The organism is Rhodopila globiformis (genome assembly GCF_002937115.1).
Taxonomy (GTDB): domain Bacteria; phylum Pseudomonadota; class Alphaproteobacteria; order Acetobacterales; family Acetobacteraceae; genus Rhodopila; species Rhodopila globiformis.
Genome location: NZ_NHRY01000231.1, coordinates 25,139 through 50,192, shown reverse-complemented (window position 1 = coordinate 50,192; position 25,054 = coordinate 25,139). Strand labels below are relative to the sequence as shown.

Genomic DNA, 25,054 nt, shown 5'->3' with positions numbered 1-25,054 from the left:
CCGCACACTGCAGGTGCACCAAATCCACCCCCTCCCTCGCCTCGGCATCATCAATCGCCTGCACGATCTCCGCGAACGCCTCCGCCGAGACCTCCTCCTCCGGCAGGTACTCATACCCCAACTCATGATCCGGCCGGCTCGGCAGCACCGCGCAGCACCGCACCGACGGCTGCTCATCCCGCACGATCGACCGGAACGACTCCAGGTCATGCCGATCGGTGAAGATCTTCAGCGTATAGCTGACCTGGTTGCCCTGGCGGGCGCCGATCCAGTGTTCCTCCAGCAGGCGCAGCCACAGGTACTGCGCCGCCGGCGGCGCCTCACCCGCGGTCACGCTGCGCTCGCCCAGGCCCAGGCGCATCAGCAGCGGCACGGTGGGGAACCCCACGATCGTCATGCCCGGGAAGGACTTCAGCGTCCGCATCGGGTAGCCGCGCCCGGCGTATTCCGCCAGCAGCGGGTCCGAATCCGCGGCCCATTCCCCGGTCCCCGGGTCACGCACGCCCTTGAACTGCACCCAGCGCAGGTACTGGCGGCGGGCCGGCAGGTGCGCGCCCTCGGTCAGGCCGAACAGCTTGCTGGTGGTGCCGGCCGGCTTCACCGTCGTCACCGTCACCGGATGCACCCGGCCCAGCACGTCGGCATAGCGGCGGCCTTCCTCTTTCGCGGCGTCCGACAGGCGCGCCATCATCGCCCAGAACGGCGCCGACTTCGCCTCGTCCAGCAAATCGTTGAAATCGAACCCGAAGCGCAGCCACGCATACTCATGCAGCCCGGTCGGCCCGATGCCCATGCGGTTGGTGCGGGCCACTTCCTCGGCATACAGCGCGTCCATGCCGTTGGCGCGCATCAGGAAGCGCACGCCCAGGCGCACCGAGTCCTCGACCCGCGCATCCCACAGCGCCGCGACGTCATCCGCCGGCCGGCCGGGCGTCACGTCGTCCAGCTTCACCGGGCAGGCCAGTAGCGGCGCGAAGTCGGCGATGACGCAGTAGCCGCCGGTGACGTGCAGCGCGATCTCGCCGCACGGGTTGGTGGTCACGGGAAAAGCTGACAAAGCGGCGCGGCGGGACGCTTCCGCCAGCAGGGAAGCGGCCTCGTCCACCTGGTAGCGGTCGCTGCGGAAGTCGCGGCCGTCCTCGTGCACCGGCTTGTTCCAGGCGGTGCCGGTGCGGTGGTCCTCCAGCGCGTCGCCGTTGATGAAGCCGGGCTCGCCGTTGATCCAGGCGCAGCGGGTGGCCTCCGCGAAGACCAAATGGGCGTGCCGCGACAGCGCGTCGTCCGTCGGTTCGGCCTGCACCAGGCGCCAGAAGTCGGCATCGACCATCACCGAGTGGTTCGCGGTCCACAGCCCGCCCTCCGACTTGGCGCGGATGAAGCGCAGGATGCCGGGGTCGCGCCAGGACTTGGTCGCCATGCGCGCCGCCCGCCGCGCGCCGCCGACCTGCACCTCGACCGACAGGTGGTGGTCGATCTGCAAGGCCTGTTCCCACGGCTGCATGGAACCGGCGACGTCGATGACGTGGCGGCGGATGTTCAGGAAGGCGCGCAGCAGCGACACCGGCCCGGACGCGGGCCGTCCCTGCATGCCGCGGATCGGCGCGCCGCAGGGGCGGATGTCGGACAGGTCCAGCACCAGGGTGCGGTCGCGCTCGCGCCGGAAGGTCATGGCTTCCAGGATCTCGACCGCCTTGGCCCAGCCTTCGCGGCTGTCGCCGATCTTGTGATAGACTGCGCCGGCCGGGACGGTGTCCAGGTCATAGACCAGGTGCTCGGCCAGGAAGGCGCGGACCGGATCGACGTTCTCGGCCGACGCCCCCCACGGCAGCAGCCCCAGGTCCACGCCCAGCCGGCACAGCGCCTCGTTGGAATGGGGGAAATCGACGTGCGACGGCGACAGGTGCAGCAGCAGGCGCGGCGCGTTCGCCCAGTCCACGAAGGTCAGCGCGTCGTCATAGGCGCGGCCGACGCCGGAGCCGTTCAGCAGCAGGTAGAACTTGGCGAACGAGGCGATGGCGGTGGCGCAGTTGGTGAACACCTCCATGTTGCGCCCGGGCTGTTCCAGGTCGCCGTGCTGCAGGTGGCGGCCGGAGGTCAGCAGCGCCCCGGTGGCGATGGCATTGCGCAGGCGGGCCTGCTCGATGCGCTCGGAGGGGCTGAGCGGGTGGCCGAGCAGCGCCATGTTGCCGGCGGCGACGCGATCTGCCACGCGGCCGAAGCACTCTTCGTCGATCGGCCGGAACACGGTGCGGCGGGCGACGGCGACGCCCATGCCGGCATCCAGGGGACGCGCGGGGAGTGGCGTTTCGCCGAAATGCGCGCCCGGTACAGCGGTCGATCGGGTCGCCGAGGAGAGATCGAATCCAAAGCCGTCCATAAGTGCCCTCCGTTCTGAGGGGTATATATAGCGGCGGGCGGCTTCAGGGAACACTAAATCTGGGTTTGGTGACCAAACCGGCTCGAATGCGTTGTGACTCGGCGGGAAAGCTGGAGTGACTCGGGAATGGCAGTTGATCACATCGTCGTGTTGATGATGGAGAATAATGGTTTCGATCGCATGCTCGGCTGGATGGGCGCGACGGATCGGGGCGTGGACGGAGTCGATCCGGCGAATCCGCGCGCGAATCCGGACACTGTCGGTGGCGGCCAGGTGGTCCAGGCCGAGACCCGGACCCGCACCATCGACCGCGATCCGCTGCACTACCTGGCCAACGCGCTGGCGCAGCTCGACGGCGGCACCAACCAGGGGTTTGTCAACGACTACGTCCGCACCTACCCCACCAGCACGCCGGCCGAGCGGCAGGAGATCATGGGCTGGTATCCCCGCGGATTCCTGCCCGCGCTGCACACGCTGGCCGAAACCGGGGTGGTGTTCGACCGCTGGTTCTCCTCCATGCCCGGGCCGACGTGGATGAACCGGCTGTTCGCCCACACCGGCACATCGCTGGGCCACGTGGCCGAACCGGGCAGCCTGTTCCATCCCAACCTGCACATCTATAGCGAGCGCACGCTCTACGACGAGCTGACCGACGCCGACGTGCCCTGGCACATCTATTATGGCGACGTGCCGCAGTCCCTGGTGCTGACCCACCAGTGGCGCCACCTGCACAACTACCGCGCCTTCCGCCACTGGGACGACGACGTGAAGGCCGGGAAGCTGCCGGGCTACAGCTTCATCGAGCCGACGTATTTCGGCCCCAACCAGAACGACCAGCATCCGCCGCACGACGTGATGCGCGGCGACGCGCTGATCGCCAAGGTCTACAATCCCCTGCGCGCCAACCCCGCCCTGTTCGCCCGCACCCTGCTGATCGTGCTGTACGACGAGCACGGCGGCTTCTTCGACCACGTCGTGCCGCCGGCCACGGTGCCGCCAGACGACCACACCGAGCACTACGCCTTCGACCGCCTGGGCTTCCGGGTGCCCGCGGTGTTCGTCTCGCCGCTGCTCGATCCCGGCGTGGTCAAGGCGGTGCACGACCACACCAGCCTGCTGAAGATGGCGGCGGAGATGTGGCCCGGCGTGCAGCCGCTCGGCCGCCGGGCGCAGCAGGCCAACAATCCGCTCGCCGCCCTGCGCTGGCGCGATACCCCACGGACCGACATGCCGGAGGCTCCGATCGCCTCCGACATCCAGCCGGCCTGGGCCTTGCCGAACGTCAAGGGCTTCAAGACCTCCCTGTTCGGCCTGAGCCACCACCTGGAGAGCCTGATCGGCCACGCCCGCCACCGCCTGATGGCGCGTGCGCACGAGGCACTGGACGACAGCCACATCCAGGGCCGCCTGATCACCGACCGCGTCGAAGCCTTCATGACCCATCAGCGCCGGGGGCAGGGCATGCTGGCCCGCCTGTTCGGCTGGCGCCGGCCGCGATGACTGGACGGTAGAAAGCCGTATCGTTGCACGGTAGCATTGCCGGCGGCTGCCGCCGGAGTCCTTTCAATGCTGAAGCCGACGTTTGACTGGCTGCTCAACACCCACGTGCTGGTGTTCGGGCTGGCGTGCTTCCTTCTGCTGTACCTGGTCGCCGAGATCGGCTTTCAGCTTGGCGGCCTGAGCCGCCGCCACCGCCCGTGCCAGGAGCGCGAACTGACCGGCGTCGGCACGATCACCGCCGGCATGCTCGGCCTGCTGGCCTTCACCCTGGGCATCACCATCGGCATCGCCCAGAACCGCTACGAGGCCCGCCGCGACCTGGTGGTGCAGGAGGCCAACGCCATCGGCACCGCCTGGCTGCGCGCGCACCTGGCCGGCGAGGACGGACCGGCCCTGGCCGCCCTGATCGAAGATTACGCAAAGGCGCGGCTGGCCTATACGACGGCCGATACCACGGCCTCCGAACCGGCCCTGATCGCCCGCACGAACGCCTTGCAGACCGAGATCTGGACAAAGGCGCAGGCTGTCGCCGCCCGCGCGCCGACGGCGGTCACCGCCACCCTGATCAACGCGCTGAACGACATGTTCGACCAGTCGCTGGCACAGCGCTTCGCGTTCGACAGCCAGGTACCCGCCAATCTCGCCTGGATGCTTCTGGTGGGATCGGTGCTGGCGATCGGGGCGATGGGCTTCCAGCTTGGCCTGGCCGGTACGCGGCAGGTCCTGCTGATGGTGTTGCTGCTGCTGATGTGGGGCGGCGCCATGATGCTGATCGCCGACATGAACCGGCCGCGGATCGGGGCGATCCAGGTGGACCCGGCGCCACTGCAGTGGACGATCGAAGGCTTCGGCTCCGGAGGCGCGACGCCGCATTGAGGGCGCCTTACAGGGCGCTCCTGGCCTTCACCATCCGCAACGGGTTGTATGTCAGCACCACCGTGCCGTCCTGCCGGCGGACCCGGTTGAACGTCCGCACCAGGCCGCGGTTCGGACGGCTGGCGCTGCGGCGGCTTTCCACCACCTCGCATTCCACATGGACCGTGTCGCCGGCGAAGGTCGGACCGAGGATTTTCAGTTCCATCTCCAGGAACGCGAATCCGGTGTGCTGCATCGTGGCGTGCACCAGCAGCCCCTCGGCGAAGGCATAGACCATCGCCCCCGGCACGACGCGCTGCTTGATGTCGCTTTCCGTGCGCAGGAACTCGGTGTTGGAGAACAGCACCTCGGTCATCCCGGTGACGCCGATGAAGTTCACCAGGTCCGCCTCGGTCAGCGTGCGCCCGATGGTGCGGAACTTGCGGCCAACCGGCAGGTCCTCGAAATACAGCCCAAGGCCGAGCACTTCATAGCCGTCGATGTCCGGCATTCTTCTTTCCTCCCTCAGGGGCGGCCGGCGCGACGCCGCTGGCCTCCAGCTTGCGCATCCATTTCGCGCCCGCCTTGGTCAGCACGCCGCGCAGCATCAGCCGCAGGCCGCGCTCCACGTACGTATCGACATCCATCTTCGGCGCGAAGTGCCACGCCTTCAAGGCCCAGGCATGGCAGAACATGACGATCTGGTAGACGAACAGGTCGACGTCGATGTCCTCGAACAGTCCGGCGTCGATGCAATCGCGCACGCAGGCGGCCATCAGTTCGTTTGTCTCCAGTTCCTTACGCATGATCGCGCTGCGCCGTTCCTTGCGCAGCGACTTGGTTTCGCGGTACGCCAGCACCGTGGCGTCGACCGAGTCGCCGTTCACCCGCGAATAGGCCTGCACCGCCACACAGAAACGATGCAGCGGCCCGGTGATCCCCTCCAGCGCCGGCGGGATCTGCCGCATGTAGCCGTCCAGCACCGCCTGCAAGGCCATGAACAGCAGGTCTTCCTTGTCGCCGACATACTGGTAGATCAGGCCGATGCTGACATCGGCCCGCTCGGCGACGTCGCGGATCGTGGTGGAGTGGTAGCCATGCTCGCTGAAGCAGGCGATCGCCGCCTGCGTCAGTTGCGCCCGGCGCCGTTCCACCAGCGCCGGGTCCTCCACCGTGGTCTTGATTTTCGTCGCTGGGACGGACTGGGCGGATCGTTTCAGCTTCCGGCTCCCCGTGCCAGGCCTAGCGGTTCGTGCCGGCCAGGAAAGCGCCGATCAGGCCCTGCGTCCGTTCGCTCATCAGCAGGCCGCGGGTCTGCTCCACCTCCTCGGAGAAGCCGTTAATCGCCGGGTTGTTGGCCGAGGCGATGCAGATCTTCGCCGCCTTCACCGCATGGACCGGCATCGCGGCATAGCGCTGCGCAATCGCGGCCGCCTTGTCGGCAAGCTCGGCCGCCGGCACGCACCATTGCACCAGGCCGAGCCGCAGCGCTTCGGCACCGTCCACCTGCTCCGCCCCCAGGATCAGCCGCAGCGCCGTCGGCCGCCCGGCCAGCCAGGTCAGGCGCTGCGTGCCACCGGCGCCGGGCAGCAGGCCCAGCCGCAGCTCTGGCAAGCCCATGCGAGCCTCCTGCGCGGCAATGCGCAGGTCGCAGGCCAGCGCCAGCTCGAACCCGCCGCCCAGCGCCGCACCGCCAATCTCCGCCAGGGTCACGCGCGGCAAGGCCACGATGCGGGCGAACAACGCCTGGTAGCCGCGGATGCCGTCGATCTGCCGGTACAGGCCGCTCGGCGTGTCGAACCGCTCGCGCATTTCCTTCAGGTCGGCGCCCGCGCCGAACACCTTCAGCGCGCTGCGGATCTGCAGCACCGCCCAGTCGTCGCGCATTTCCAGATCGTCCAGCACCGCATGGAAGCTCGCGACCCAGTCGTCGCTCATGGCGTTCACCGGCGGGTGGTCCATGACGATCGTCGCGACATTGTCGGCAAGTTGCAGATGAAACATGGTATCCTTTAGCCTCTTTCGTTTTCCGGCGTCAAAGTCTTGGCAATGCCCCGCAGCACGACCTTCTGGATCTTGCCGCTGGGCGTCTTCGGCATCGCCTCGATCACTTCCAGCCGTTCCGGCAGGTAGCTGCGGGCGAGGTGCTGTTGCTCCAGGAACGCCACCAGTTCCGGGAATGTCAGTGTCTGTTCCGGCCGCAGCACGGCGAAGGCGCAGGCGCGCTCGCCCAGCCGCGGGTCGGGCATGGCGACCACGGCGACCTCCTGGATCGCCGGATGGCGATAGATCAGGCCTTCGACCTCCACGACCGGAACGTTCTCGCCGCCGCGGATGATCACATCCTTGGTGCGGCCGGTGATGCGCACATAGCCGTCGGCGTCGATCCGCGCCAGGTCGCCGGTCTCGAACCAGCCCTCCGCGTCGGTGGCGTACCATTCCGGATGCTTCAGGTAGCCGACGAAGTTGCTCGCGCCCCGCGCCTGCAGCCGGCCTTCCCGGTCCGGCGGCAGCACCGCGCCGTTCTCGTCCACCACGCGGATTTCCATCCCTTTCATCGGGAAACCGTCGGTTTCGAACGTCTTGTCCGGCGGGTCGCCGATGCGCGTGGTGGTGACGGCGCCGTTCTCGGTCATGCCCCAGGCGGAGATGATATTGGCGCCCAGGCTCTCCGCCGCCCGCCGCACCAGCGCGCGGGGTATCGGCGCGCCGGCCGAGAGGAACGTGCGCAGCGTCCTGACGTCGTCCGGCCGTTTCGCCGCCTCGTCGGCCATGTCCGACAGGAACGGCGTCGCCGCCATGGTGAAGGTGACGCCCTCGGCCGCAATCAGGTCGACCGCCCGCCCCGCGTTCCACACATCCTGGTACACCACCCTGGCGCCCAGAACGATCGGCATCATCAGCCCGTACATGAACCCCGTCTGGTGCGCCAGCGGCGACGCCATCAGCACGGTATCGCCATTATCGAGGCCGAACCGCTCGGCATAGGGCAGGATGCTCGCATACAGCGTGTTCGACGTGTGCATCACGCCCTTGGGCTCGCCGGTCGTTCCGGAGGTGTAAAGCAGCTGGATCACGTCGTCCGGCCCCGGATGGTTGGGGGCCAGGCGGTCGAGCGTCGCGCCGTCCGGGTTGACCCCGCTGATCAGCTGCTCGAACGCGTTCGGCCCGTCGCCGCCGATGACCAGTACTTCCTGCAGCGCCGGCAGCGACAGGCGGATCGCCTCGACCATCGGCTCATACTGAAAGCCGCGGAATTCGCGGGGAATCACCAGCACCTTCGACTCCGCCAGGTGCAGCATGAACGACAGTTCGCGCTCGCGGAAAATCGGCATCACCGGGTTGGTGACGGCGCCCAGCCGCAGTGCCGCCAGGTGCAGCGCCAGGAACTGCCACCAGTTCGGCAACTGCATCGACACCACGTCGCCCCGCCCCACGCCGAGCCCGGCCAGCCCAGCCTCGATGCGGTTCACCCGCCGCGCGAGCTTCGCGTAGCTCATGACGGTGCGCTGCCCGGTCATGCTGTTGTGGTCGATCACCGCCACCTGGTCGGGCGTCTGCGCAACCCGGCGGTGGAAATCATCCAGCAGGATGCGGCCGGGCCACAAGCCAGACTCCGTCATCGCCCGCACGCGGGCCGGGGGCAGTATCGGTTCTGCGTGCATGTCGTTTCCCTTCCTGTCGCTCCGGTGTTCCCGGCTGCTTCGTTACTGTGGCCCGGCTTGACGCGGGCCGAATGAACGTTCATTTAGCTGCCATACTGCGCCATGACCAGTCAGAAATCCAGTGCCCATGCGTGACTGCTGATCTGTCACTTGCCGATGGAGCCGGTCGATGATTCAACCTCTTGCAGGTCTTCTTGTCCTCGACTTCACCACGCTGCTGCCGGGACCGCTGGCCGGGCTGATGCTGGCCGAGGCGGGCGCCGAGGTGGTGAAGATCGAGCGTCCCCCCGCCGGCGACGAAATGCGCGCCTACCAGCCGCGCTGGGGCGACGACAGCACCAACTTCGCGCTGCTGAACCGCGGCAAGGCCAGCGTCGTGCTGGACCTGAAGGACCCGTCGCAGAAACAGCGCCTGATGCACCTGCTGACCCGGGCCGATATCGTTATCGAGCAGTTCCGGCCCGGCGTCATGGACCGCCTGGGCCTGGGTTACAAAACACTCAGCGCGTTCAATCCACGGTTGATCTACTGTGCCATTACCGGCTACGGCCAAGCCGGTCCGAAGCGTGACGTGGCCGGGCACGACCTGAACTATATCGGCGACACCGGACTGTTGTCGCTGTCCAGCGGCGAGACGGCAAATCCGGTGGTCCCGCCGGCCCTGGTCGCCGACATCGCCGCCGGCGCCTATCCGGCGTTCATGAACATCCTGCTCGCCGTCATCGCCCGGCAGAGCAGCGGCCGCGGCACCTACCTGGACGTGGCGATGACCGACAATATCTTTCCGTTCCTGTACTGGGCCATCGGCAAGGGGTTCGGCACCGGCGAATGGCCCGGCAACGGCACCGACCTCGTCACCGGCGGCACGCCGCGCTATCGCCTGTTCCCGGCCGCGGACGGACGGCTGGTGGCGGTGGCGGCGATCGAGCAGAAATTCTGGGAGAATTTCTGCCGCCTGGTCGAGCTTGATCCCGACCTGCGCGACGATACAAGGGATCCGGCGGCGACGACCGCCGCGGTCGCGGGAATCCTGTGCCAGAAGCCGGGGGAACACTGGCGGGCGCTGTTCCAGGGGCAGGACTGCTGCTGCTCTGTCGTTGCCACGTTGCAGGAGGCAATGGAGGACCCGCAGTTCACCGAACGCGGATTGTTCCGTGGCACTGTGTCCGGCGGCGGGGGACGGCTGCCCGCGTTGCCGGTGCCGATCCTGCCGGTGTTCCGCGAGACGTGGCGGGACAAGCCGGCGCCGGCGCTTGGCGCGGACACGCATCATCTGGCGCCGGAGGTCGGACGGCCGTACTGACAGCGGCCGCTGCCGGCCGGCATTGGCGTTAAAATAGGGACACAGCCGGCGCAACTGCACCGTCGTCATGGCGATAGGGACACCGCCGGCGCGACTGCATCGTCGTCATGGCGGCCGCAGGGCCGCCATCTACGCCTTACGGTGCTGATATCAGCCAAAGGCGTGGATGGCGGGCCTTCGCCCGCCATGACGGTGTGGAAACGGCCGTGCCGCCGACCCCGCTATGTCAGCGCCTGTGCGGACACGCCAGGCCATGACGCTGATGCAACGGCCCGCCAGGCCTACTTGTAAAACTTGCGGAAGTCCGGCTTGCGCTTCTCCAGGAAGGAGGCGACCCCTTCCTTTGACTCGTCACTGTCGTAGAACAGCTTCAGCGCCTGCATCCCCAGCGCGCCGATGCCGGCAATGTTGTCGGAATCGGCATTGAACGAGCGCTTGGCGATGGCGATGGCAGTCGGGCTGCGCTCGACGATTTCCCTGCACCACGCCTCGACCTCGGCGTCCAACTGATCATCCGGCACCACCTTGTTGACCAGCCCCATCGCCTCGGCCTCCCGCGCAGTGTAGCGGCGGCAGAGGTACCAGATTTCCCGCGCCTTCTTCTCGCCGACGATGCGGGACAGATAAGCCGTGCCGAAGCCCGGGTCGATCGAGCCCATCTTGGGGCCGACCTGGCCGAACTGCGCGCTTTCGCCGGCGAGGGTCAGGTCGCACAGCGTCGCCAGCACGTTGCCGCCGCCGATGGCATAGCCGCGGACCTTGGCGATGACCGGCTGCGGCACGCTGCGGATGATGCTGTGCAGCGCCTCCATCGGCAGGCCGACGGTGCCCTTGCCGTCGTAGCTGCCCTCGTGCGCCGACTGGTCGCCGCCGGTGCAGAACGCCTTGGTGCCGGCGCCGGTCAGGACGATCACGCCGATGGCCTTGTTCCAGCCGGCGCGGTTGAACGCGTGGATCAGCTCGTCGCAGGTCTGGCCACGGAAGGCGTTGTACTTCGCCGGCCGGTTGATCGTGATGGTGGCGATACCATCCCGCTCCTCGTAGAGCAAGTCAGTGTACTGCGTCGTATCGGCCATGATTCGTCCTTCCTCCTGTTTATGGTCATGCGAAAACTGCCCGAGGCCGGTTGTCTGCGTGGCTTGACTTCGGACAGGCGCGCCGTCAACATCCCGGACTGACCGAGCACTCATTCAGTTATGGGGTCACCATACCGATGATCCTCACCGAAGAACAAGAGATGATCCGGGATACCGCGCGCGATTTCGCGCAGCGGCAGCTGGCTCCCTTTTCGGCGGAATGGGACCGCACGGCCACCTTTCCGCGCGACGCGCTGCGGGAGATGGGCAGGCTGGGCTTCCTGGGGATGACCGTCCCGGCCGAGTGGGGCGGCGCCGGCACGGACTACGTGTCCTATGCCCTGGCGATGGAGGAAATCGCCGCCGGCGACGCCGCCATCGCCACGGTCATGAGCGGCCACAATTCCGTCGGCTGCGGGCCGATCGTTGCATTCGGAACCAATGAGCAGAAGGAACGCTACCTGCGGGCGATGGCGCGCGGCGAATGCCTCAGCGCCTTCGCGCTGACCGAGCCCACCGGCGGATCGGACGCGGCGGCGCTGAAGACGCGGGCGGTGCGGCAGGGTGACGCCTATGTGCTGAACGGCTCGAAACATTACATCACCACCGGCAAGAACGCCGATATCTGCCTGGTCTTCGCCAGCACCGACCCGGCCAAGGGCAAGCGCGGCATCACCGCCTTCATCGTCGAGACCAACAGCCCCGGATACCGGGTCAGCCGGGTTGAGAAGAAGATGGGGCAGAACGCCTCCGACACCTGCGAAATCCAGTTCGAGAACCTGTCTGTGCCGGTGGCCAACCGCCTGGGCGAGGAAGGGCAGGGCTACCGAATCGCGCTGTCCAACCTGGAAGGCGGCCGTATCGGCATTGCCGCGCAGTCTGTCGGCATTGCCCGCGCGGCGTTCGAGCTCGCCCTGGCCTACGCGCAGGAACGCAAGAGCTTCGGCAAGATCATCTACGAACACCAGGCGGTGTCGCATCGTCTCGCGGAAATGGCGACGCAACTGACCGCGGCACGCCTGATGGTCCTGCACGCGGCGGACCTGCGCAGCCACGGCAGGCCGTGCCTGAAGGAGGCGTCGATGGCGAAACTGTTCGCCTCCGAGATGGCCGAACGGGTCTGCTCCGACGCGATCCAGACATTCGGCGGCGCCGGCTACATCGAGGATTCCGGCGTGGAGCGCCTGTTCCGCGCCGCCCGCGTCACCCGCATCTATGAAGGCACCAACGACATCCAGCGCCTGGTGATCAGCCGCGCGCTGGCGTCATGACGGGAGAGAAACATGAGGCTTGATGGCAAAACCGCCCTGGTCACTGGCGGCGTTTCCGGTATCGGCAAGGCGACGGCGTTCGAATTCGCCCGGCAAGGCGCGAAGGTGATCGTCGCTGACGTCAACACCGAGGGCGGCACCGCGACCGAGGCCGAGGCCAGGGCGGCCGAACTGCCGATCAAATACCTGCCGCTCGACCTGGCGAACCTGGAGTCCGTCGAGGCCTGCGCCGCCGCCGCGCTGGAGCGGCTCGAGCGCATCGATATCCTGGTGAACGCCGCCGGATGGGACCGCATCCAGCCGTTCCTGGAGAACTCCCCCGATTTTATCGACCGCGTCCTGGCGATCAACCTGCGAGGCCCCATCGGCCTGACGCAGAAGCTGGTTCCGGCGATGGCGGCGAACGGCTACGGCAAGATCGTCAACGTCGCCAGCGACGCCGGGCGCGTCGGCAGCCTGGGCGAAACGGTCTATGCCGCCGCGAAAGGCGGCATGATCGCGTTCACCAAGTCGCTCGCTCGTGAAACCGCCCGCTACCAGATCACGGTCAACTGCGTCTGCCCGGGGCCGACCGATACGCCGCTATTCCACGCGCAGCCGGACAAGCTGAAGGCGGCGCTGGAGAAAGCCATCCCGTTCCGCCGCATCGCTCAGCCGCAGGAACTGGCCGACGCGATCCTGTTCTTTGCAAGCTCGCGTTCCGATTATATAACGGCGCAGGTGCTGAGTGTCAGCGGCGGACTGACGATGGTGGGCTAACCACCCGTCAGCCAAGGGGGGAACACCATGCAACTGAACCGAGAGGCGCTTCTGAAGGCCTATCGCGACATGGTCACGATTCGCCGGTTCGAGGAGCGCGTACAGGACGAATTCTCCAAGGGCAACATCCCGGGCTTCGTGCATCTCTACGCCGGCCAGGAGGCCTCGGCGGTCGGCGTTTGCAGCCATCTCGGGCCAGACGACCATATCGCCAGCACGCACCGCGGCCACGGCCACAGCATTGCCAAGGGCTGCGACGTCGTCGGCATGATGCTGGAACTGTTCGGCCGGAAGGGCGGGCTGTGCGGCGGGAAAGGCGGGTCGATGCACATCGCCGATCTCGACCACGGCATGCTGGGTGCGAACGGCATCGTCGGCGGCGGGCCGCCTTTGGTCATCGGCGCCGCGCTGACGGCGAAGACGTTGCGAAACAGTAACGTTGCGGTTTCCTTCACCGGCGACGGCGGCTCCAACCAGGGCACCACGTTCGAGGCGATGAACATGGCGGTAGTGCTGAAGCTGCCGGCGATCTTCGTGTTCGAGAACAACGGCTACGGCGAATACACCGGCGCCGAATACGCCGTCGGCAGCCGCGACATCGCCGGCCGCGCCGCGGGCTTCGGCATGCCGGCCGTGCGGGTCGACGGCGACGACTTCTTCGCCGTCCACGACGCGATGCGGGAGGCGACGGAACGCGCCCGCGCCGGCGGCGGCCCCAGCGCGATCGAGGTCAGCACCTGCCGCTTCTACGGCCATCATTCCGGTGACGCACAGCTCTACCGCGTCAAGGACGAGGTGCGGAAACTGCGCGAGGAGCACGACTGCCTCAAGAACTTCCGCCGCCGCGTCACCGACGCGCGGCTGCTCGAAGCCGGCGACCTGGACGCGGTCGATGCCGAGGTGGCGGCGCTGATCGACCAGGCGGTCGCCGCGGCCCTGGCGGCGCCGCCGCCCGAGCCCGAGACGCTGATGACCGACGTCTATGTCTCCTACTGAGGAGGGCGCAGACCATGGCACAGAAAACCATCCGTCAGGCGCTGCATGAGGCGCTGGCACAGGAAATGCGGCGCGACCCGCGGGTCGTCGTCATTGGCGAGGACGTAGCCGGCGGTGCCGGCACCGGCGGCGGACGCGATGCCGCCGGCGGCGTGCTGGGCGTCACCAAGGGCCTGATCACCGAGTTCGGCGAGGACCGGGTGATCGACACGCCGATCACCGAATCGGCGATCATGGGCATGGCGGCGGGCTCGGCGGTCAGCGGGCTGCGGCCGGTGGCGGAGTTGATGTTCTCCGACTTCCTGGGCGTCTGCTTCGACCAGATCTACAACCAGGCCGCCAAGTTCCGCTACATGTTCGGCGGCAAGGCCCGCACGCCCCTGGTGATCCGCACCATGATCGGCGCCGGCCGCAGCGCCGCGGCGCAGCACTCGCAGAGCCCGTATGGCATTTTCACCAGCGTGCCGGGGCTGAAGGTGGTGATCCCGTCGAACGCCTACGACGCCAAGGGACTGCTGATCCAGGCCATCCGCGACGACGACCCGGTGATCTTCTGCGAACACAAGCTGATGTATGACCTCAAGACCGAGGTGCCGGACGAGGCCTATACCGTTCCGTTCGGCGAGGCCAACATCGTCCGCGACGGCGACGACGTCACCATCGTGGCCTTCGCGCGGATGGTCCATTACGCCGCCGCAGCGGCGGAAACGCTGGCGCGCGAGGGCATCGACTGCGAACTCATCGACCCGCGCACCACCTCGCCGCTGGACGCGGACACGATTCTCGACAGCGTCGCCCGCACCGGTCGCCTCGTTGTGGTGGACGAGGCTACGCCCCGCTGCAGCATGGCCGCCGACATCGCCGCCCTGGTCGCCGAGCACGCCTTCGGGGTCCTGAAAGCGCCCATCCGCCGGGTCACTGCGCCGCACACGCCGGTACCGTTCGCGCCCGGGCTGGAGAAGCTGTACATTCCGGACTCCGACCGGATCGCCGCGGTGGTGCGCGAGGCCCAAGGATACGCGCGATGAGCATCACCCCGATCACCATGCCCAAGTGGGGCCTGACCATGACCGAGGGCAAGGTCGTGCAATGGCTCAAGCCGCAGGGCGGCGCCTTCGCCAAGGGCGAGGAACTGCTGGAAATCGAAACCTCGAAAATCACCAACGTGCTGGAAGCCGAGGAGGACGGCACCCTGACGCGCATCGTCGCCCCGGAGGACACCACCCTGCCCATCGGCGCCCTGCTGGCGGTGGTTGCGCCGGAAACCACCCCGGCGGCGGAGGTCGACGCCTTCATTGCCGGCTTCGTCGTTCCGGAACCGTCCGAGGAAACAATGGCGGAGGCCGAGGCCGGCCCGCGCACGGTCGACATCGGCGGCCGAAGCCTGCGCTACCTGGAACGCGGCGCCGGCGTGCCGGTGGTGATGCTACATGGTTTCGGCGCCGACTTGAACACCTGGATGTTCACGCAGCCCGCCCTGGCTGACCGCCACCGCACCATCGCGCTGGAACTGCCGGGGCACGGCGGATCGACCAAGGATGTCGGCGCCGGCACGCTCGATGCGCTGGCCGATGCGGTCGAGGCCGCCCTGGCCACGCTGGATATCGACCGGGCGCACCTGATTGGCCACTCCATGGGCGGCGCGGTGGCCGCGGCGGTGGCGGCCCGCCGGCCGGACCGGGCGGCGACGCTGACGCTGATCGCACCGGCCGGCCTGGGGCCGGAGATCAACGCCACGTTCATCGACGGTTTCGTCCGGGCAACGCGGCGCAAGGACGCGGAAGCCGTGCTGCGGCTGCTGGTGCGCGACCCCGCCCTGGTCAGCCGCACGATGGTCGAGGACATGCTGCGCAACAAGCGCATCGACGGCGCCACCGCGGCGCTGGAGACGATCGCACACGCCTGGTTCCCCGGCGGGCATCAGGCAGTCGACATAACCGCCTCGGTGGCGGGGCTGGCCATGGCGGTGCAACTGATCTGGGGCGCGGACGACCGGATTGTCCCGGAGACGCACGCCCTGGCCGCGCGCGTGCCGGTTCATGTCGTGGAGCACGCCGGCCACCTGCCGCACATGGAAAAGGCCGGCGCGGTGAACGACCTGATCAGGCGGTTCATCGCCGCCTGAACGGGTCAGGACGTCGTGTTCTGCGACACCGCCTCGGGCGTCGCCGGCGGCGGGCTGTCGTCGATCTCGTCGCCATAGGGCGCCGCCGGATCGCCGGTCTGCACCGCCATCTCGGCCATGGTGAACTCCACCGCCGCGACGATGTGGGCGAGGTTGACCGTGGCGATCGTCGCCCCCGGCACCGGCGAGCCGAGGTAGTGCTTCGCCTTCCAGGCCAGGTCCACGCCAACCGGCACGCCCGCCACGTCCAGCAGCACGTCGAGCAGGACGATCCCGTCGGACGACAGGTGCGCCGCGGCGACCGAGGTCACCCGGATCACGTCGCCGGTGGTCAGCAGCAGCCCGAACGAGCCACGCAGCCCAACCATGCGGCCGGCGAACCAGGCGGGCAGGCAGGCTCCCACCTTCTCGGGGTCGGTTATCCGCGTCCAGGTCATTGTCCCATTCTCCCGGTCCACATCGGCGATGTGTCCTAAGATGACCATCAAAGCGGATAATTCCACCCCGGGATGCGACCGGTTGGCAAAACACAAGTTCCAACGCGGCCGGCGGGTTTCGATACGTTACGGCAGGCCGCGGGATCGGGAACAGGGCCTGGTCGTCTCCCTATCGTCATGGCCGGGACACGCCCGGCCATGACGGTGAGGCAATGGACCCGGCCCGGCCTCTTTATGTCACCGCGTCAGCGGACGAGCCGGGCCATGACGATGAAGGCAGGCCGTCGCCCTGTCCCAACCGGCCTGCGGTCTGTTGTCGTTCGCGGCTCCTACTTGCCCGCTGCGCCCTGCGCGCCGCTTCCGGCGGAATGGGTGCCCATTGCCTGCGACCCTGTCGATTTCTGGCCGCTCTTCGGAATGCCCGTGGATGGCCGCGTCGGATCGACCGACGAATGCCGGCTGGCCGGGCCAACGGCGCCGGCGCCCGGCCCCGACGAGGTTCCCTTGCCGGCGGCGGCGGAGTCGCCCATGCCGCCGGCCCCGCCGGTCTTCTGCGCCATCGCGGCCGCCGCGGGTGCCATGGCCAGCGCCGCCGCCAAGGCAAACGCATATGTCCTGTGGAGCATTGCGCAAATCCTTTTTCCTGGTTCCGCCCTTTCTGTCCCGATCCGCTCGCGGGAGCAGTCGCGCGCTCTTAACGGGCGCATGAACGCGCGGTTTGCCGGCGTTCATTGTTTTCACGCCAATGCGTCAGCCGGGACGGCCGGCGCGCAGCCAGTCGGCGCGCCCGGCGCGGCGCGGATTCGTTACAGCGGCGCGGCGCGGGCTACACCAGCCCCGCCCCGGACAGCCCGCCGAACACCCCCAGCGCGCAGGTCACCATTGCAACGCCGACGACCAGCCACAGGTACCACCCCTGTAGCCGGTACGCCCGCGGCAGCGCCCTGACCGCCAGCGCGATCAGGAACCCCAGTACCAGCGGCAGCATCAGCGCATTCATCACCTGCACGGCGACGTTCAGCGACACCAGGTCCGGCGCCACCGCCACCACGCTGGCGCCGACGATCACGCAAACCGCATAGACCCCGTAGAACCAGCGCGCCTTCAGCGGATGCATCTCCAGCGAATGGCGGTATCCGGTCACCTCGCCCAGGCCCCAGGCGAGGGCCAGCGACACCACGATCGCCGCCACCATGCCGGCGCCCAGCACGCCCAGGCCGAACACCAGGTTCCCCGTCGCGGTGCCCAGGAACGGCGTCAGCGCCTGCGCCATATCGCCGACGGAATCCAGGCTGGCCCGCGGCCGGCCGTGGCCGATGGTGGCGGCGCAGGCGATCAGCACTGCCACCATGATCAGCTGGGTCAGCAGCGCGCCGATGGCGGTGTCCCACCGCGCCGCGGTCAGGTGCTCGGGCGTCAGGCCTTTGTCCGCAACTGCCGACTGCTGGTAGAAAATCATCCACGGCATGATCACCGCGCCGATGTTCGCCGCCGACAGGTACAGGTAGTTCGGGTCGCGGTAGGGGATGCTGACCGAGCCGGTCAGCATCTCGGACAGGTTCGGATGCGCCACCCAGGCGACGAAGAAGAACGCCAGCTCGAACAGCCCGACGGCGATGGCGACCCGCTCCACCCGCCGGTACGACCCGGTGGCCACCACCGCCAGCAGCCCGATGGCGGCGATCGGCAGCGACACCAGGCGAGGCAGGCCATACAACTCGCCGACGCCGGCGACGCCGGAGAACTCGGTCAGCAGGGCGCCGATGGTGGCGACGCCGAGGCCGGCGGCGGAGATCCAGGCCCAGGCGGGGCCAAAGGTGCTGCGGATCAGCTCGCCATGGCCGCGGCCGGTGAAAATCGCCAGCCGCACCGTCAGTTCCTGCACCACATACAGGATCGGCACCAGCAGCAGTTGCAGCAGCAGCAGGCGATAGCCCCACTGCACCCCACTCTGCCCCGCGGTGATGACGCTGCCGACGTCGGTGTCCGCCAGCATGACCACGAGGCCAGGGCCGAAGACCGCCAGGAAACGGGCGAGGCGGGTTCCGGTGCGCAAAGTTGCCCCGGGAGTCACAATCGATCCGATCATTTGCAAGCAGTTCTCAGTAGCGCGTCTCCGCAGTACCGCCAGCGTATCGTGGAGTCAATGAATTCCGATTGTTTGCGTTGCGTCCGCCGCCGGTTTCCTGGAGAAAGCGCCGGCCGAACGAGGGGACAGCCCATCGATGCCTGACCTTTACCTGCACAACAGCCTGACCCGCCGCAAGGAGCGGTTCGAGCCGGCCGATTCGTCGAACATACGGATGTATGTGTGCGGCCCGACCGTCTATGACCTGGCACATCTCGGCAACGCCCGCCCGGTGGTGGTGTACGACGTCGTCGCCCGGCTGCTGCGGCGGCTGTACCCGAAGGTCACCTATGTCCGCAACATCACCGACGTGGACGACAAGATCAACGCCCGCATCCGCGAAACCGGCGAGCCCATCAGCGCGCTGACCGCCCGCACCACGGCGGATTTCCACGCCGACATGGCGGCGCTCGGCGCCCTGCCGCCGGACCGGGAGCCGCGGGCGACGGCGCACATCGCCGAGATGATCATGATCGTCCAGCGGCTGATCGAATCCGGCCACGCCTATGCAGCGGAAGGCCACGTGCTGTTCGCGGTGAAGTCCGACCCGGACTACGGCAAGCTGTCCGGCCGCAGCCAGGAGGAACTGCTCGCCGGAGCGCGCGTCGAGGTGGCGCCGTACAAGCGCGACCCGGGCGACTTCGTGCTGTGGAAGCCCTCCAGCGACGACCTGCCCGGCTGGGACAGCCCGTGGGGCCGCGGCCGCCCGGGCTGGCACATCGAGTGCTCGGCCATGTCGTGGAAATACCTCGGCGAGACGTTCGACATCCACGGCGGCGGCAGCGACCTGATCTTCCCGCACCACGAGAACGAGATGGCGCAGAGCCTGTGCGCCTTTCCCGGCAGCCACTTCGCCCACACGTGGATGCACAACGGCATGCTGCAGGTGAACGGCGAGAAGATGTCGAAAAGCCTTGGCAACTTCTTCACCGTCCGCGACGTGCTGGCCAAGGCGCCGGGCGAGGCGATCCGCCTGCTGCTGCTGCGCACGCATTACCGCTCGCTGCTGGATTTCAGCGACCAGGGCCTGGCCGAGGCGAAGAAGGAGCTCGACCGCTTCTACCGCGCCCTGGCCGCTTTCCCCGACGTGCCGGCGGGCGACCTGCCGGCCGCGGTGCTGGAGGCGCTGTGCGACGACATCAACACGCCGCAGGCCCTGGCCGTGATGCACGAGCTGGCGGCTCAGGCACTGGCGGGCGACCGCGCCGCCGCCGCCGGGCTGCGTGCCGCCGGGTTGGTGCTGGGCCTGCTGCAGCAATCCCCCGAAGCCTGGTTCCGCGGCGGCGCCGACGACGACACGGCGGCGATCGAGGCTGCCATTGCGGACCGCCTCGCCGCCCGTAAGGCCCGCGATTTCGCCCGCGCCGACGCCATCCGGGCGGAACTGGCGGCGCAGGGCATCCTGCTGGAGGATGGCCCCAAGGGGACCACCTGGCGGCGCGGCTGATGACCGGGCGGGACGGCGGCGCCGATCTGCGGCCCATCGGCAACAGCCCGGTGGTCGTGCTGGTGCGGCCTCAATTGGCCGACAATATCGGCGCTTGCGCGCGGGCCATGGCGAACGGCGGGCTGTTCCACCTGCGCCTGGTGGCGCCGCGTGACGGCTGGCCGCAGGAGAAGGCGTGGCGGAACTCATCCGGCGCCGATCGCATCCTGGACGCGGCGACGGTGCATCCGACGGTGGCCGACGCGGTGGCGGACCTGCACCACGTCTTCGCCACCTGCCCGCGGCCGCGGCACATCGTCAAGCCGGTGCTGACCGCCCGCGGCGCGGTGGCGGAACTGCGGCAAATCTGCGCCCGCGACCTGCGCGCCGGCCTGCTGTTCGGGCCGGAGCGCGCCGGGCTGGACAACGACGACATGGCCGAGGCCGACGCGCTGGTGCGCTTCCCGCTCAACCCGGCCTTCATGTCGCTGAACCTGGCGCAGGCGGTGATGGTGATGGCGTACGAGTGGTGGACCGCCGCCGACGACACGGTGCCACGGCGGCTGATGACCAACGAAAGTCAGGTGGCGACCAAGGGCCGGCTGGACAATTTCCTGACCCACCTGGTGGACCAGCTCGACGCCTGCGGCTTTCTGCGCAACCTGCCGAAGCGGCCGGGCATGGTGCGTAACCTGCGGCACCTGTTCCAGCGCGGCGAGGTGACCGAGCAGGAACTGCGCACGCTGCACGGTGTGGTGACGGAACTCGCCATCGGCCGCCGCCGGCGCGGGCGGCTGGAGACCGAGACCGAGGCGTGATAGCGGGCGCACGGGACCTCGGCAGGTTGGCGCCGGCGCGCGGGTGATGGGGACGTTCATCAGGCAGGACGCCTGCAACAAACGCCGCCGTGTCCGTCCGCGAACCACCAACATGCCATAATTCCTGTGCGGAGGTGGTGGGTGCCCCTCAAGCGGCTGGTGCCGGGTGAGGGATTTGAACCCCCGACCTTCGGTTTACAAAACCGCTGCACTACCGCTGTGCTAACCCGGCCCGGGCCTGGCTGAGGCGGGGAAAACCCGCCAACCGGCCGCCGCGCGCCGGACCATGCCACAGGATCGGCCATAATCCAAGTTGTTACGTTGCCCCTGCCCAAACCCCCGCCGCCTGAAGCCATGGACGCTCCCGGCGGCGGAAGCCGCTAACGGCATGTCCGGGAATAACCGCGGCATGTGGCGCATTCATGAAGAGCCCGGCTGCACGATGCCGTCATGGCGGGCGCAGGCCCATCATCCACGCCTTTGCCGCGATCGGCATCGCAAGGCGTGGATGGTCCGCCTTCGCGGACCATGACGGGGAGCGGCCGGTGCCCTGCACCCAATGGCGCGATTATCCCCTGACGGCCCCTACGATCGCTGCATGATCTCGAATTCCACCCGGCGGTTCTTCGCGTAGGCGGCCGGCGTGTCGCCCGGATCGATCGGCAGGCTGTCGCCGAAGCCGGCCGCGACCAGATGGTCCCGCGGCACGCCGGCCGCCTCCAGCGCCTTCACCACGGTAATGGCGCGCGCGGCGGACAGGTCAAGGTTGGGGATGCGCCCGGGCACCTTGTCGGCATGGCCCCCCACCAGCAGCATCCAGGCCGTATCGGGCGGCAGCGACGCGGTGGCGGCTTTCACCGTGTCGGCGATCTGCTGCAGCGTCTGCCGTCCGGTGGTGCTGATGGCGATGGTGCCCGGGATGAACAGGCCGTCATCTTGCACGATCAGCCGGTTATCCTCCATCGTCACGCCCGGCGCGCCCGCCAGCGCCTGCGACGCCTTGTTGTCGAAGTCGTTGCGCAAGTTCGGCACGATCGCCGCCTGCACCGCCTGTTGGGCCTCGCCGCGTGCCTCGGACAACTGCCGCTGCGTCGCCTGCAGATCGGCCAGCAGCTTCTCGCGCGCGACCGAGCCGGCGGAGATCCAGTTCCGCAGGTTCTCCTCCTGCTTCTGCATTTCCGCCTGCTTCAGCTGCGAGACCTGCAGTGCCCTGATCAGTTCCTGCGCCTTCCCCTGCGCTTCGGCGGCCTGCGCGGCGGCGTTGTCCTGCTGCTGCTTCGCCTGCGCGATCTGGTCCTGCTCGGATTTCAGCTGCTGCTGCAGGGCGTCGCGCTGCTGCACGGCCTGGTCGAGCTGCGCCTTGTCGTCCGACAGCTTGCCCTCGGCATCCGCCACGTCGTGCTGGGCGTGCTTTGCCTGGTCCTCCAGCGCGGCCACCTGCCGGGTGCGGTCATCCAGCGTCTGCTGCAGCGCGGCCAAGTGCTGCGAGGCGCTGTCGGCCTGGCTCTTCGCCTGTTCGGCGGCCTGCTGCATCGCGTCGCGGGTCTTGCCGGCTTCGTCGGCCTGGGTCTTCGCATCGGCGATCTGCTGCTGCAGCGCGTCCAGCTGGCTCTGGCTGGACGTGCGTTGCCGGATCGCCTGGTCCAGCTGCTCCTGCACGGATGCCAGTTGCCGCTGCAGGGCGTCGCGCTGCTGGGTGACCTGCTCCAGCTGCGTCCTGTCAGCGGCCAGCGTGCCGCTGGCGTCGGCCACATCGTGCTGGGCCTTGTTGGCCTGGGTTTCCAGCGCGGCCACCTGCTGGATGCGGTCTTCCAGCGTCCGCTGCACCGCGGCCAGGTGCTGCGAGGCGTTGCCGGCCTGGCTCTTCGCTCGGTCAGCGGCCTGCTGCATCGCGTCGCGGGTCTTGCCGGCTTCGTCGGCCTGGGTCTTCGCATCGGCGGTCTGCCGCTGCAACGCGGCGAGCTGGTCCTGGACGGCCGCATGTTGCTGCTTCGCCTGCGCCAGCTGGTCCTCGACGGATTTCACCTGCTGCTGCAGGGCATCGCGCTGCCGGGCGGCCTGCTCCAGCTGGGTCTTCTCGTCGCCCAGCTTGTCCTCGGCGTCGGCAACGTCATGCGCCGCCTGGCTGGCCCGGGTTTCCAGCGCGGCCACCTGCCGGGTGCGGGTGTCCAGCGTCTGTTGCAGCTCGGCCAGTTGCCGCGCCGCATCGTTGACCTGGCCATTCGCCTGGTCGGCCTGGCGCTGCACCGCCTCGCGGGTTTCATTGGCTTCCTCGGCGTCGGTCGCCGCTTCATCGACCTGCTGCCGCAGCGCGGCGAGCCGATCCTGCGCGTCCGAGCGCTGCGCCGTGGCCTGGTCCAGCGCGCCGCGCGTCGAGTCGAGCTGCGTCTTCTCGTCCGCCAGCTTTCCCCGGGCATCGGCGACCTCACGCCTCGCCTCCGTGGCCTGGTCCTGGAGCGCGGCGATTTGCTGGGTGCCGGCCTCCAGTTTCCGTTGCGTCTCGGCCAGTTGCTGCGCGGCGTCGTTGGACTGGCCTTTGGCCTGCTCGGCCGCCTGCTGCATGGCATCGCGGCTCCTGCCGGCGGCCTCGGCCTGGCTCCTCGCGTCGGCGAGCTGCTGCTGCATCGCGTCGAGCTGGGTCTGGGCGGCGGCGCGCTGCTGCATGGCCTGCTCCAGCCCGCTGCGTGCCGCCACCAGCTGCGCCTGCAGCGGCGCCGCGGCGGCCAGCACGGCGTGCAGTCCGGCCGCCATGTCGTTCTGCGTGGCCAGCAGTTTCTGCCGGGCGTCGTCAGCCGCCTTTGTGGCGTCGGGCAGCGCCGCCTCGGCCTGCTGCTGCGCGACGGTCGCGGCGTTCGCCGTGTCCGCGAGCTGGTCAAGCTGCGCCCGGTCGTCGCGGAACCGCCGCCACGCCTGCTGCCATGTGGCCTGCGCCTGGCTGCGGCTGGCGGCAATGGCATCCAGCGCCGCCTGTAGCTGGCCGATCTGGTCTTGCAGGGCGGTGCGCTGCATGCCGGCCGCGTCGCGCGCCTGCGCGGCGGTGGCGAGCCGCAACTGCGAATCCCAGAGCCGTTGCTGGGCCGCCACCACGGCCTTGCCGGCGTCGGACTGCGGCGTCTGCACGTCGGCCAGCGCCCGGGTCGCCGCCGCCAGCCGGTCGTTTGCCGCGTCCAGGTCGTGCTGGCGCTGGCTGACGGCGTCGTTCGCCTGTGCCGCCGACTGCCCGGCCTGATCGGCCTGCTGCAGGTTGGCCTGCGTCGGACCCTGGGAGTCTTCGGGCGCCGCCGCCCTGGGTGCCGCATCGGCCTCCTGCCGGACGGCCTGCAGCGCCTGCTCGGCATCTGCGCGCGCCTGGGTGGCCTGTTGCACGGCCGCTTCGGCGCTGGCCTGCTGCGCCGCGAACGCGTCCTTCGCTTCCTGCAGCGCCTTGCCGTCGGCCTCGGCCGTCTGCCGCGCGCTGGCCAGGCTGGATTCGGCCGCCTGCACCTGCTGGTCCGCCGCCTGCGCCTGTTGCTGCAGGGCGGACAGGTCCATCGCGCCCTGCATCGCCTTCGCGGTCAGCAGCGTGAGCGCCTCACGCTGTTCGGTCCCCTGCCGCTCGGCGTCCCGGGCATCCGCCTGCAGCCTGGCCTGGGCTGCCGCCGTGCCAGCCATGCTGGCCCTGGCCTGGTCCAGCGTCCGCTGGATCGCAGCCTGCCGATCCTGCGCCTCGGCCAGCGCCTTCACTGCCGCCAACATCGCATCGTGCTGCGCGCTGAGTGTCTGGGCGGCCTGCATGCCCTCGGCCTGGGCCTGCCTCAGGCTGTCGGCCTGCAGTTGCAGCTGGTCCTGCTGCGCCAGCATCTGCCGGCTGAGATCGGCCTGCGCGCCGTCAGCCCCGGTGCGTTGCGCCGGCGGGGCCGGCGGCTGGGTTTCGGCTGCATGGAGATATCCGGCACGACTGAAACCGGTCAGTGCCACAACCATGAGTGCAGTGGAAAGGTTGTGACGCTTCGTCTTTGCACGCTTGTTGTTGGACAAGGTCGTTTCCCACTTATTAAATTATCAAACTCTTTTTGACGGATGCTTCACTTAGCCTGATCCTGAAATGGCCCGCAAGCGCGGACGCCCGTGGCGAAAGCCGCCAGTGCATTCCTGCAAATTGTGAGATTTCAATTGATTGCATTGCCTCGGGCCGGACGACCGGATGCCCTGGCCCGCGGTAAAAATGCCCTGATTGGTAACCGGCTACCGGCGCGCGCGACACATCACCGCCGTCCGCGTCCGCGCTGCAGGACGCCGGGTGGAATTTCCGGCTTCCCGCCGCAGTCCGTTGCGGCCT

The 25,054-nt window shown here is 68.6% G+C and carries 20 protein-coding genes and 1 tRNA gene; 10 read left to right on the top strand and 11 right to left on the bottom strand.

Translation table 11 applies throughout. From position 1 onward, the window contains the following. The coding region (locus CCS01_RS22565) for a recombinase (RefSeq protein ID WP_104521018.1) at positions 1 to 2,377 on the bottom strand (2,377 nt) is incomplete at its 3' end. A gap of 126 nt (positions 2,378 to 2,503) precedes the next feature. Between CCS01_RS22565 and CCS01_RS22560 the strand changes: the two genes are divergently transcribed. Together CCS01_RS22560 and CCS01_RS22555 are read left to right on the top strand one after the other, a co-directional pair. Next, positions 2,504 to 3,877, top strand: coding sequence for an alkaline phosphatase family protein (locus tag CCS01_RS22560; protein ID WP_104521017.1), 1,374 nt, complete (start codon positions 2,504 to 2,506; stop codon positions 3,875 to 3,877). Between the two features lie 66 nt (positions 3,878 to 3,943). After that, positions 3,944 to 4,753, top strand: coding sequence for a bestrophin-like domain (locus CCS01_RS22555; RefSeq protein WP_104521016.1), 810 nt, complete (start codon positions 3,944 to 3,946; stop codon positions 4,751 to 4,753). 7 nt (positions 4,754 to 4,760) lie between these two features. Here CCS01_RS22555 and CCS01_RS22550 read toward each other — a convergent pair whose 3' ends face one another. The 4 genes from CCS01_RS22550 to CCS01_RS22535 all read right to left on the bottom strand — a co-directional run bounded on the left by CCS01_RS22550 (position 4,761) and on the right by CCS01_RS22535 (position 8,397). Further along, positions 4,761 to 5,243 carry a MaoC family dehydratase gene (locus CCS01_RS22550; protein WP_104521015.1) on the bottom strand — a complete coding sequence of 161 codons (483 nt, stop codon included), beginning with the start codon at positions 5,241 to 5,243 and terminating at the stop codon, positions 4,761 to 4,763. Then, entirely contained in the window at positions 5,221 to 5,886 is a 666-nt protein-coding gene (locus CCS01_RS22545) for a TetR/AcrR family transcriptional regulator (RefSeq protein WP_158258547.1), read from the bottom strand. Before CCS01_RS22545 ends, CCS01_RS22550 begins: the two co-directional genes overlap by 23 nt. A gap of 88 nt (positions 5,887 to 5,974) precedes the next feature. Continuing rightward, positions 5,975 to 6,736 carry an enoyl-CoA hydratase/isomerase family protein gene (locus CCS01_RS22540; RefSeq protein WP_104521013.1) on the bottom strand — a complete coding sequence of 254 codons (762 nt, stop codon included), beginning with the start codon at positions 6,734 to 6,736 and terminating at the stop codon, positions 5,975 to 5,977. An 8-nt stretch (positions 6,737 to 6,744) separates the two neighbouring features. Next, positions 6,745 to 8,397 (bottom strand): AMP-binding protein, encoded by a 1,653-nt coding sequence (locus CCS01_RS22535; RefSeq protein WP_104521012.1) that lies wholly within the window; start codon positions 8,395 to 8,397, stop codon positions 6,745 to 6,747. Positions 8,398 to 8,566: 169 nt separating this feature from the next. Here CCS01_RS22535 and CCS01_RS22530 point away from each other — a divergent pair, with 169 nt between their 5' ends. Further along, positions 8,567 to 9,700, top strand: a complete 1,134-nt coding sequence (locus tag CCS01_RS22530) for a CaiB/BaiF CoA transferase family protein (RefSeq protein ID WP_104521011.1) — start codon at positions 8,567 to 8,569, stop codon at positions 9,698 to 9,700. Between the two features lie 281 nt (positions 9,701 to 9,981). Here CCS01_RS22530 and CCS01_RS22525 read toward each other — a convergent pair whose 3' ends face one another. After that, entirely contained in the window at positions 9,982 to 10,776 is a 795-nt protein-coding gene (locus tag CCS01_RS22525) for an enoyl-CoA hydratase-related protein (RefSeq protein WP_104521010.1), read from the bottom strand. A gap of 137 nt (positions 10,777 to 10,913) precedes the next feature. On the opposite strand from CCS01_RS22525, the gene CCS01_RS22520 reads away from it, so the two are divergent. Genes CCS01_RS22520 through CCS01_RS22500 form a run of 5 tightly spaced genes read left to right on the top strand, consistent with a single transcriptional unit; the run spans position 10,914 to position 15,927 of the window. Continuing rightward, entirely contained in the window at positions 10,914 to 12,047 is a 1,134-nt protein-coding gene (locus CCS01_RS22520; RefSeq protein WP_104521009.1) for an acyl-CoA dehydrogenase family protein, read from the top strand. A 12-nt stretch (positions 12,048 to 12,059) separates the two neighbouring features. Next, positions 12,060 to 12,806, top strand: coding sequence for an SDR family NAD(P)-dependent oxidoreductase (locus tag CCS01_RS22515; protein WP_104521008.1), 747 nt, complete (start codon positions 12,060 to 12,062; stop codon positions 12,804 to 12,806). A gap of 27 nt (positions 12,807 to 12,833) precedes the next feature. Then, positions 12,834 to 13,802, top strand: coding sequence for a thiamine pyrophosphate-dependent dehydrogenase E1 component subunit alpha (locus CCS01_RS22510; protein ID WP_104521007.1), 969 nt, complete (start codon positions 12,834 to 12,836; stop codon positions 13,800 to 13,802). Between the two features lie 14 nt (positions 13,803 to 13,816). Continuing rightward, complete coding sequence (locus CCS01_RS22505; protein ID WP_104521006.1) at positions 13,817 to 14,830, top strand: alpha-ketoacid dehydrogenase subunit beta; 1,014 nt, start codon at positions 13,817 to 13,819, stop codon at positions 14,828 to 14,830. Continuing rightward, positions 14,827 to 15,927 carry an acetoin dehydrogenase dihydrolipoyllysine-residue acetyltransferase subunit gene (locus tag CCS01_RS22500; protein ID WP_104521005.1) on the top strand — a complete coding sequence of 367 codons (1,101 nt, stop codon included), beginning with the start codon at positions 14,827 to 14,829 and terminating at the stop codon, positions 15,925 to 15,927. Before CCS01_RS22505 ends, CCS01_RS22500 begins: the two co-directional genes overlap by 4 nt. A gap of 5 nt (positions 15,928 to 15,932) precedes the next feature. Here the strand turns inward: CCS01_RS22500 and CCS01_RS22495 are convergent, their stop codons facing one another. The 3 genes from CCS01_RS22495 to CCS01_RS22485 form a co-directional block, all read right to left on the bottom strand. Then, complete coding sequence (locus CCS01_RS22495; protein WP_104521004.1) at positions 15,933 to 16,364, bottom strand: hypothetical protein; 432 nt, start codon at positions 16,362 to 16,364, stop codon at positions 15,933 to 15,935. A 329-nt stretch (positions 16,365 to 16,693) separates the two neighbouring features. After that, on the bottom strand, positions 16,694 to 16,990 hold the full coding sequence (locus CCS01_RS22490; protein WP_104521003.1) for a hypothetical protein: 297 nt from the start codon (positions 16,988 to 16,990) through the stop codon (positions 16,694 to 16,696). A 200-nt stretch (positions 16,991 to 17,190) separates the two neighbouring features. After that, positions 17,191 to 18,453, bottom strand: a complete 1,263-nt coding sequence (locus CCS01_RS22485; protein ID WP_104521002.1) for an NRAMP family divalent metal transporter — start codon at positions 18,451 to 18,453, stop codon at positions 17,191 to 17,193. Between the two features lie 136 nt (positions 18,454 to 18,589). Here CCS01_RS22485 and cysS point away from each other — a divergent pair, with 136 nt between their 5' ends. Then, on the top strand, positions 18,590 to 19,939 hold the full coding sequence (gene cysS, locus CCS01_RS22480) for a cysteine--tRNA ligase (RefSeq protein WP_104521001.1): 1,350 nt from the start codon (positions 18,590 to 18,592) through the stop codon (positions 19,937 to 19,939). Continuing rightward, positions 19,939 to 20,736, top strand: coding sequence for an RNA methyltransferase (locus CCS01_RS22475; protein ID WP_104521000.1), 798 nt, complete (start codon positions 19,939 to 19,941; stop codon positions 20,734 to 20,736). The genes cysS and CCS01_RS22475 overlap by 1 nt, the downstream gene beginning before the upstream one ends. A 157-nt stretch (positions 20,737 to 20,893) precedes the next feature. Here the strand turns inward: CCS01_RS22475 and CCS01_RS22470 are convergent. After that, a tRNA-Thr gene (locus CCS01_RS22470) sits at positions 20,894 to 20,968 on the bottom strand. Positions 20,969 to 21,321: 353 nt separating this feature from the next. Beyond that, positions 21,322 to 24,693 (bottom strand): OmpA family protein, encoded by a 3,372-nt coding sequence (locus CCS01_RS22465; protein WP_146101903.1) that lies wholly within the window; start codon positions 24,691 to 24,693, stop codon positions 21,322 to 21,324. Between the last annotated feature and the right edge of the window lie 361 nt (positions 24,694 to 25,054).

Bases quoted from the DNA above. Each gene is read 5' to 3' on its own strand.
- CCS01_RS22535 (WP_104521012.1), bottom strand. From the start codon at position 8,397: ATGCACGCAGAACCGATACTGCCCCCGGCCCGCGTGCGGGCGATGACG.
- CCS01_RS22475 (WP_104521000.1), top strand. From the start codon at position 19,939: ATGACCGGGCGGGACGGCGGCGCCGATCTGCGGCCCATCGGCAACAGC.
- CCS01_RS22525 (WP_104521010.1), bottom strand. From the start codon at position 10,776: ATGGCCGATACGACGCAGTACACTGACTTGCTCTACGAGGAGCGGGAT.
- CCS01_RS22540 (WP_104521013.1), bottom strand. From the start codon at position 6,736: ATGTTTCATCTGCAACTTGCCGACAATGTCGCGACGATCGTCATGGAC.
- CCS01_RS22505 (WP_104521006.1), top strand. From the start codon at position 13,817: ATGGCACAGAAAACCATCCGTCAGGCGCTGCATGAGGCGCTGGCACAG.
- CCS01_RS22515 (WP_104521008.1), top strand. From the start codon at position 12,060: ATGAGGCTTGATGGCAAAACCGCCCTGGTCACTGGCGGCGTTTCCGGT.
- CCS01_RS22550 (WP_104521015.1), bottom strand. From the start codon at position 5,243: ATGCCGGACATCGACGGCTATGAAGTGCTCGGCCTTGGGCTGTATTTC.
- CCS01_RS22560 (WP_104521017.1), top strand. From the start codon at position 2,504: ATGGCAGTTGATCACATCGTCGTGTTGATGATGGAGAATAATGGTTTC.
- CCS01_RS22495 (WP_104521004.1), bottom strand. From the start codon at position 16,364: ATGACCTGGACGCGGATAACCGACCCCGAGAAGGTGGGAGCCTGCCTG.
- CCS01_RS22520 (WP_104521009.1), top strand. From the start codon at position 10,914: ATGATCCTCACCGAAGAACAAGAGATGATCCGGGATACCGCGCGCGAT.
- cysS (WP_104521001.1), top strand. From the start codon at position 18,590: ATGCCTGACCTTTACCTGCACAACAGCCTGACCCGCCGCAAGGAGCGG.
- CCS01_RS22510 (WP_104521007.1), top strand. From the start codon at position 12,834: ATGCAACTGAACCGAGAGGCGCTTCTGAAGGCCTATCGCGACATGGTC.
- CCS01_RS22555 (WP_104521016.1), top strand. From the start codon at position 3,944: ATGCTGAAGCCGACGTTTGACTGGCTGCTCAACACCCACGTGCTGGTG.
- CCS01_RS22485 (WP_104521002.1), bottom strand. From the start codon at position 18,453: ATGATCGGATCGATTGTGACTCCCGGGGCAACTTTGCGCACCGGAACC.
- CCS01_RS22490 (WP_104521003.1), bottom strand. From the start codon at position 16,990: ATGCTCCACAGGACATATGCGTTTGCCTTGGCGGCGGCGCTGGCCATG.
- CCS01_RS22530 (WP_104521011.1), top strand. From the start codon at position 8,567: ATGATTCAACCTCTTGCAGGTCTTCTTGTCCTCGACTTCACCACGCTG.
- CCS01_RS22500 (WP_104521005.1), top strand. From the start codon at position 14,827: ATGAGCATCACCCCGATCACCATGCCCAAGTGGGGCCTGACCATGACC.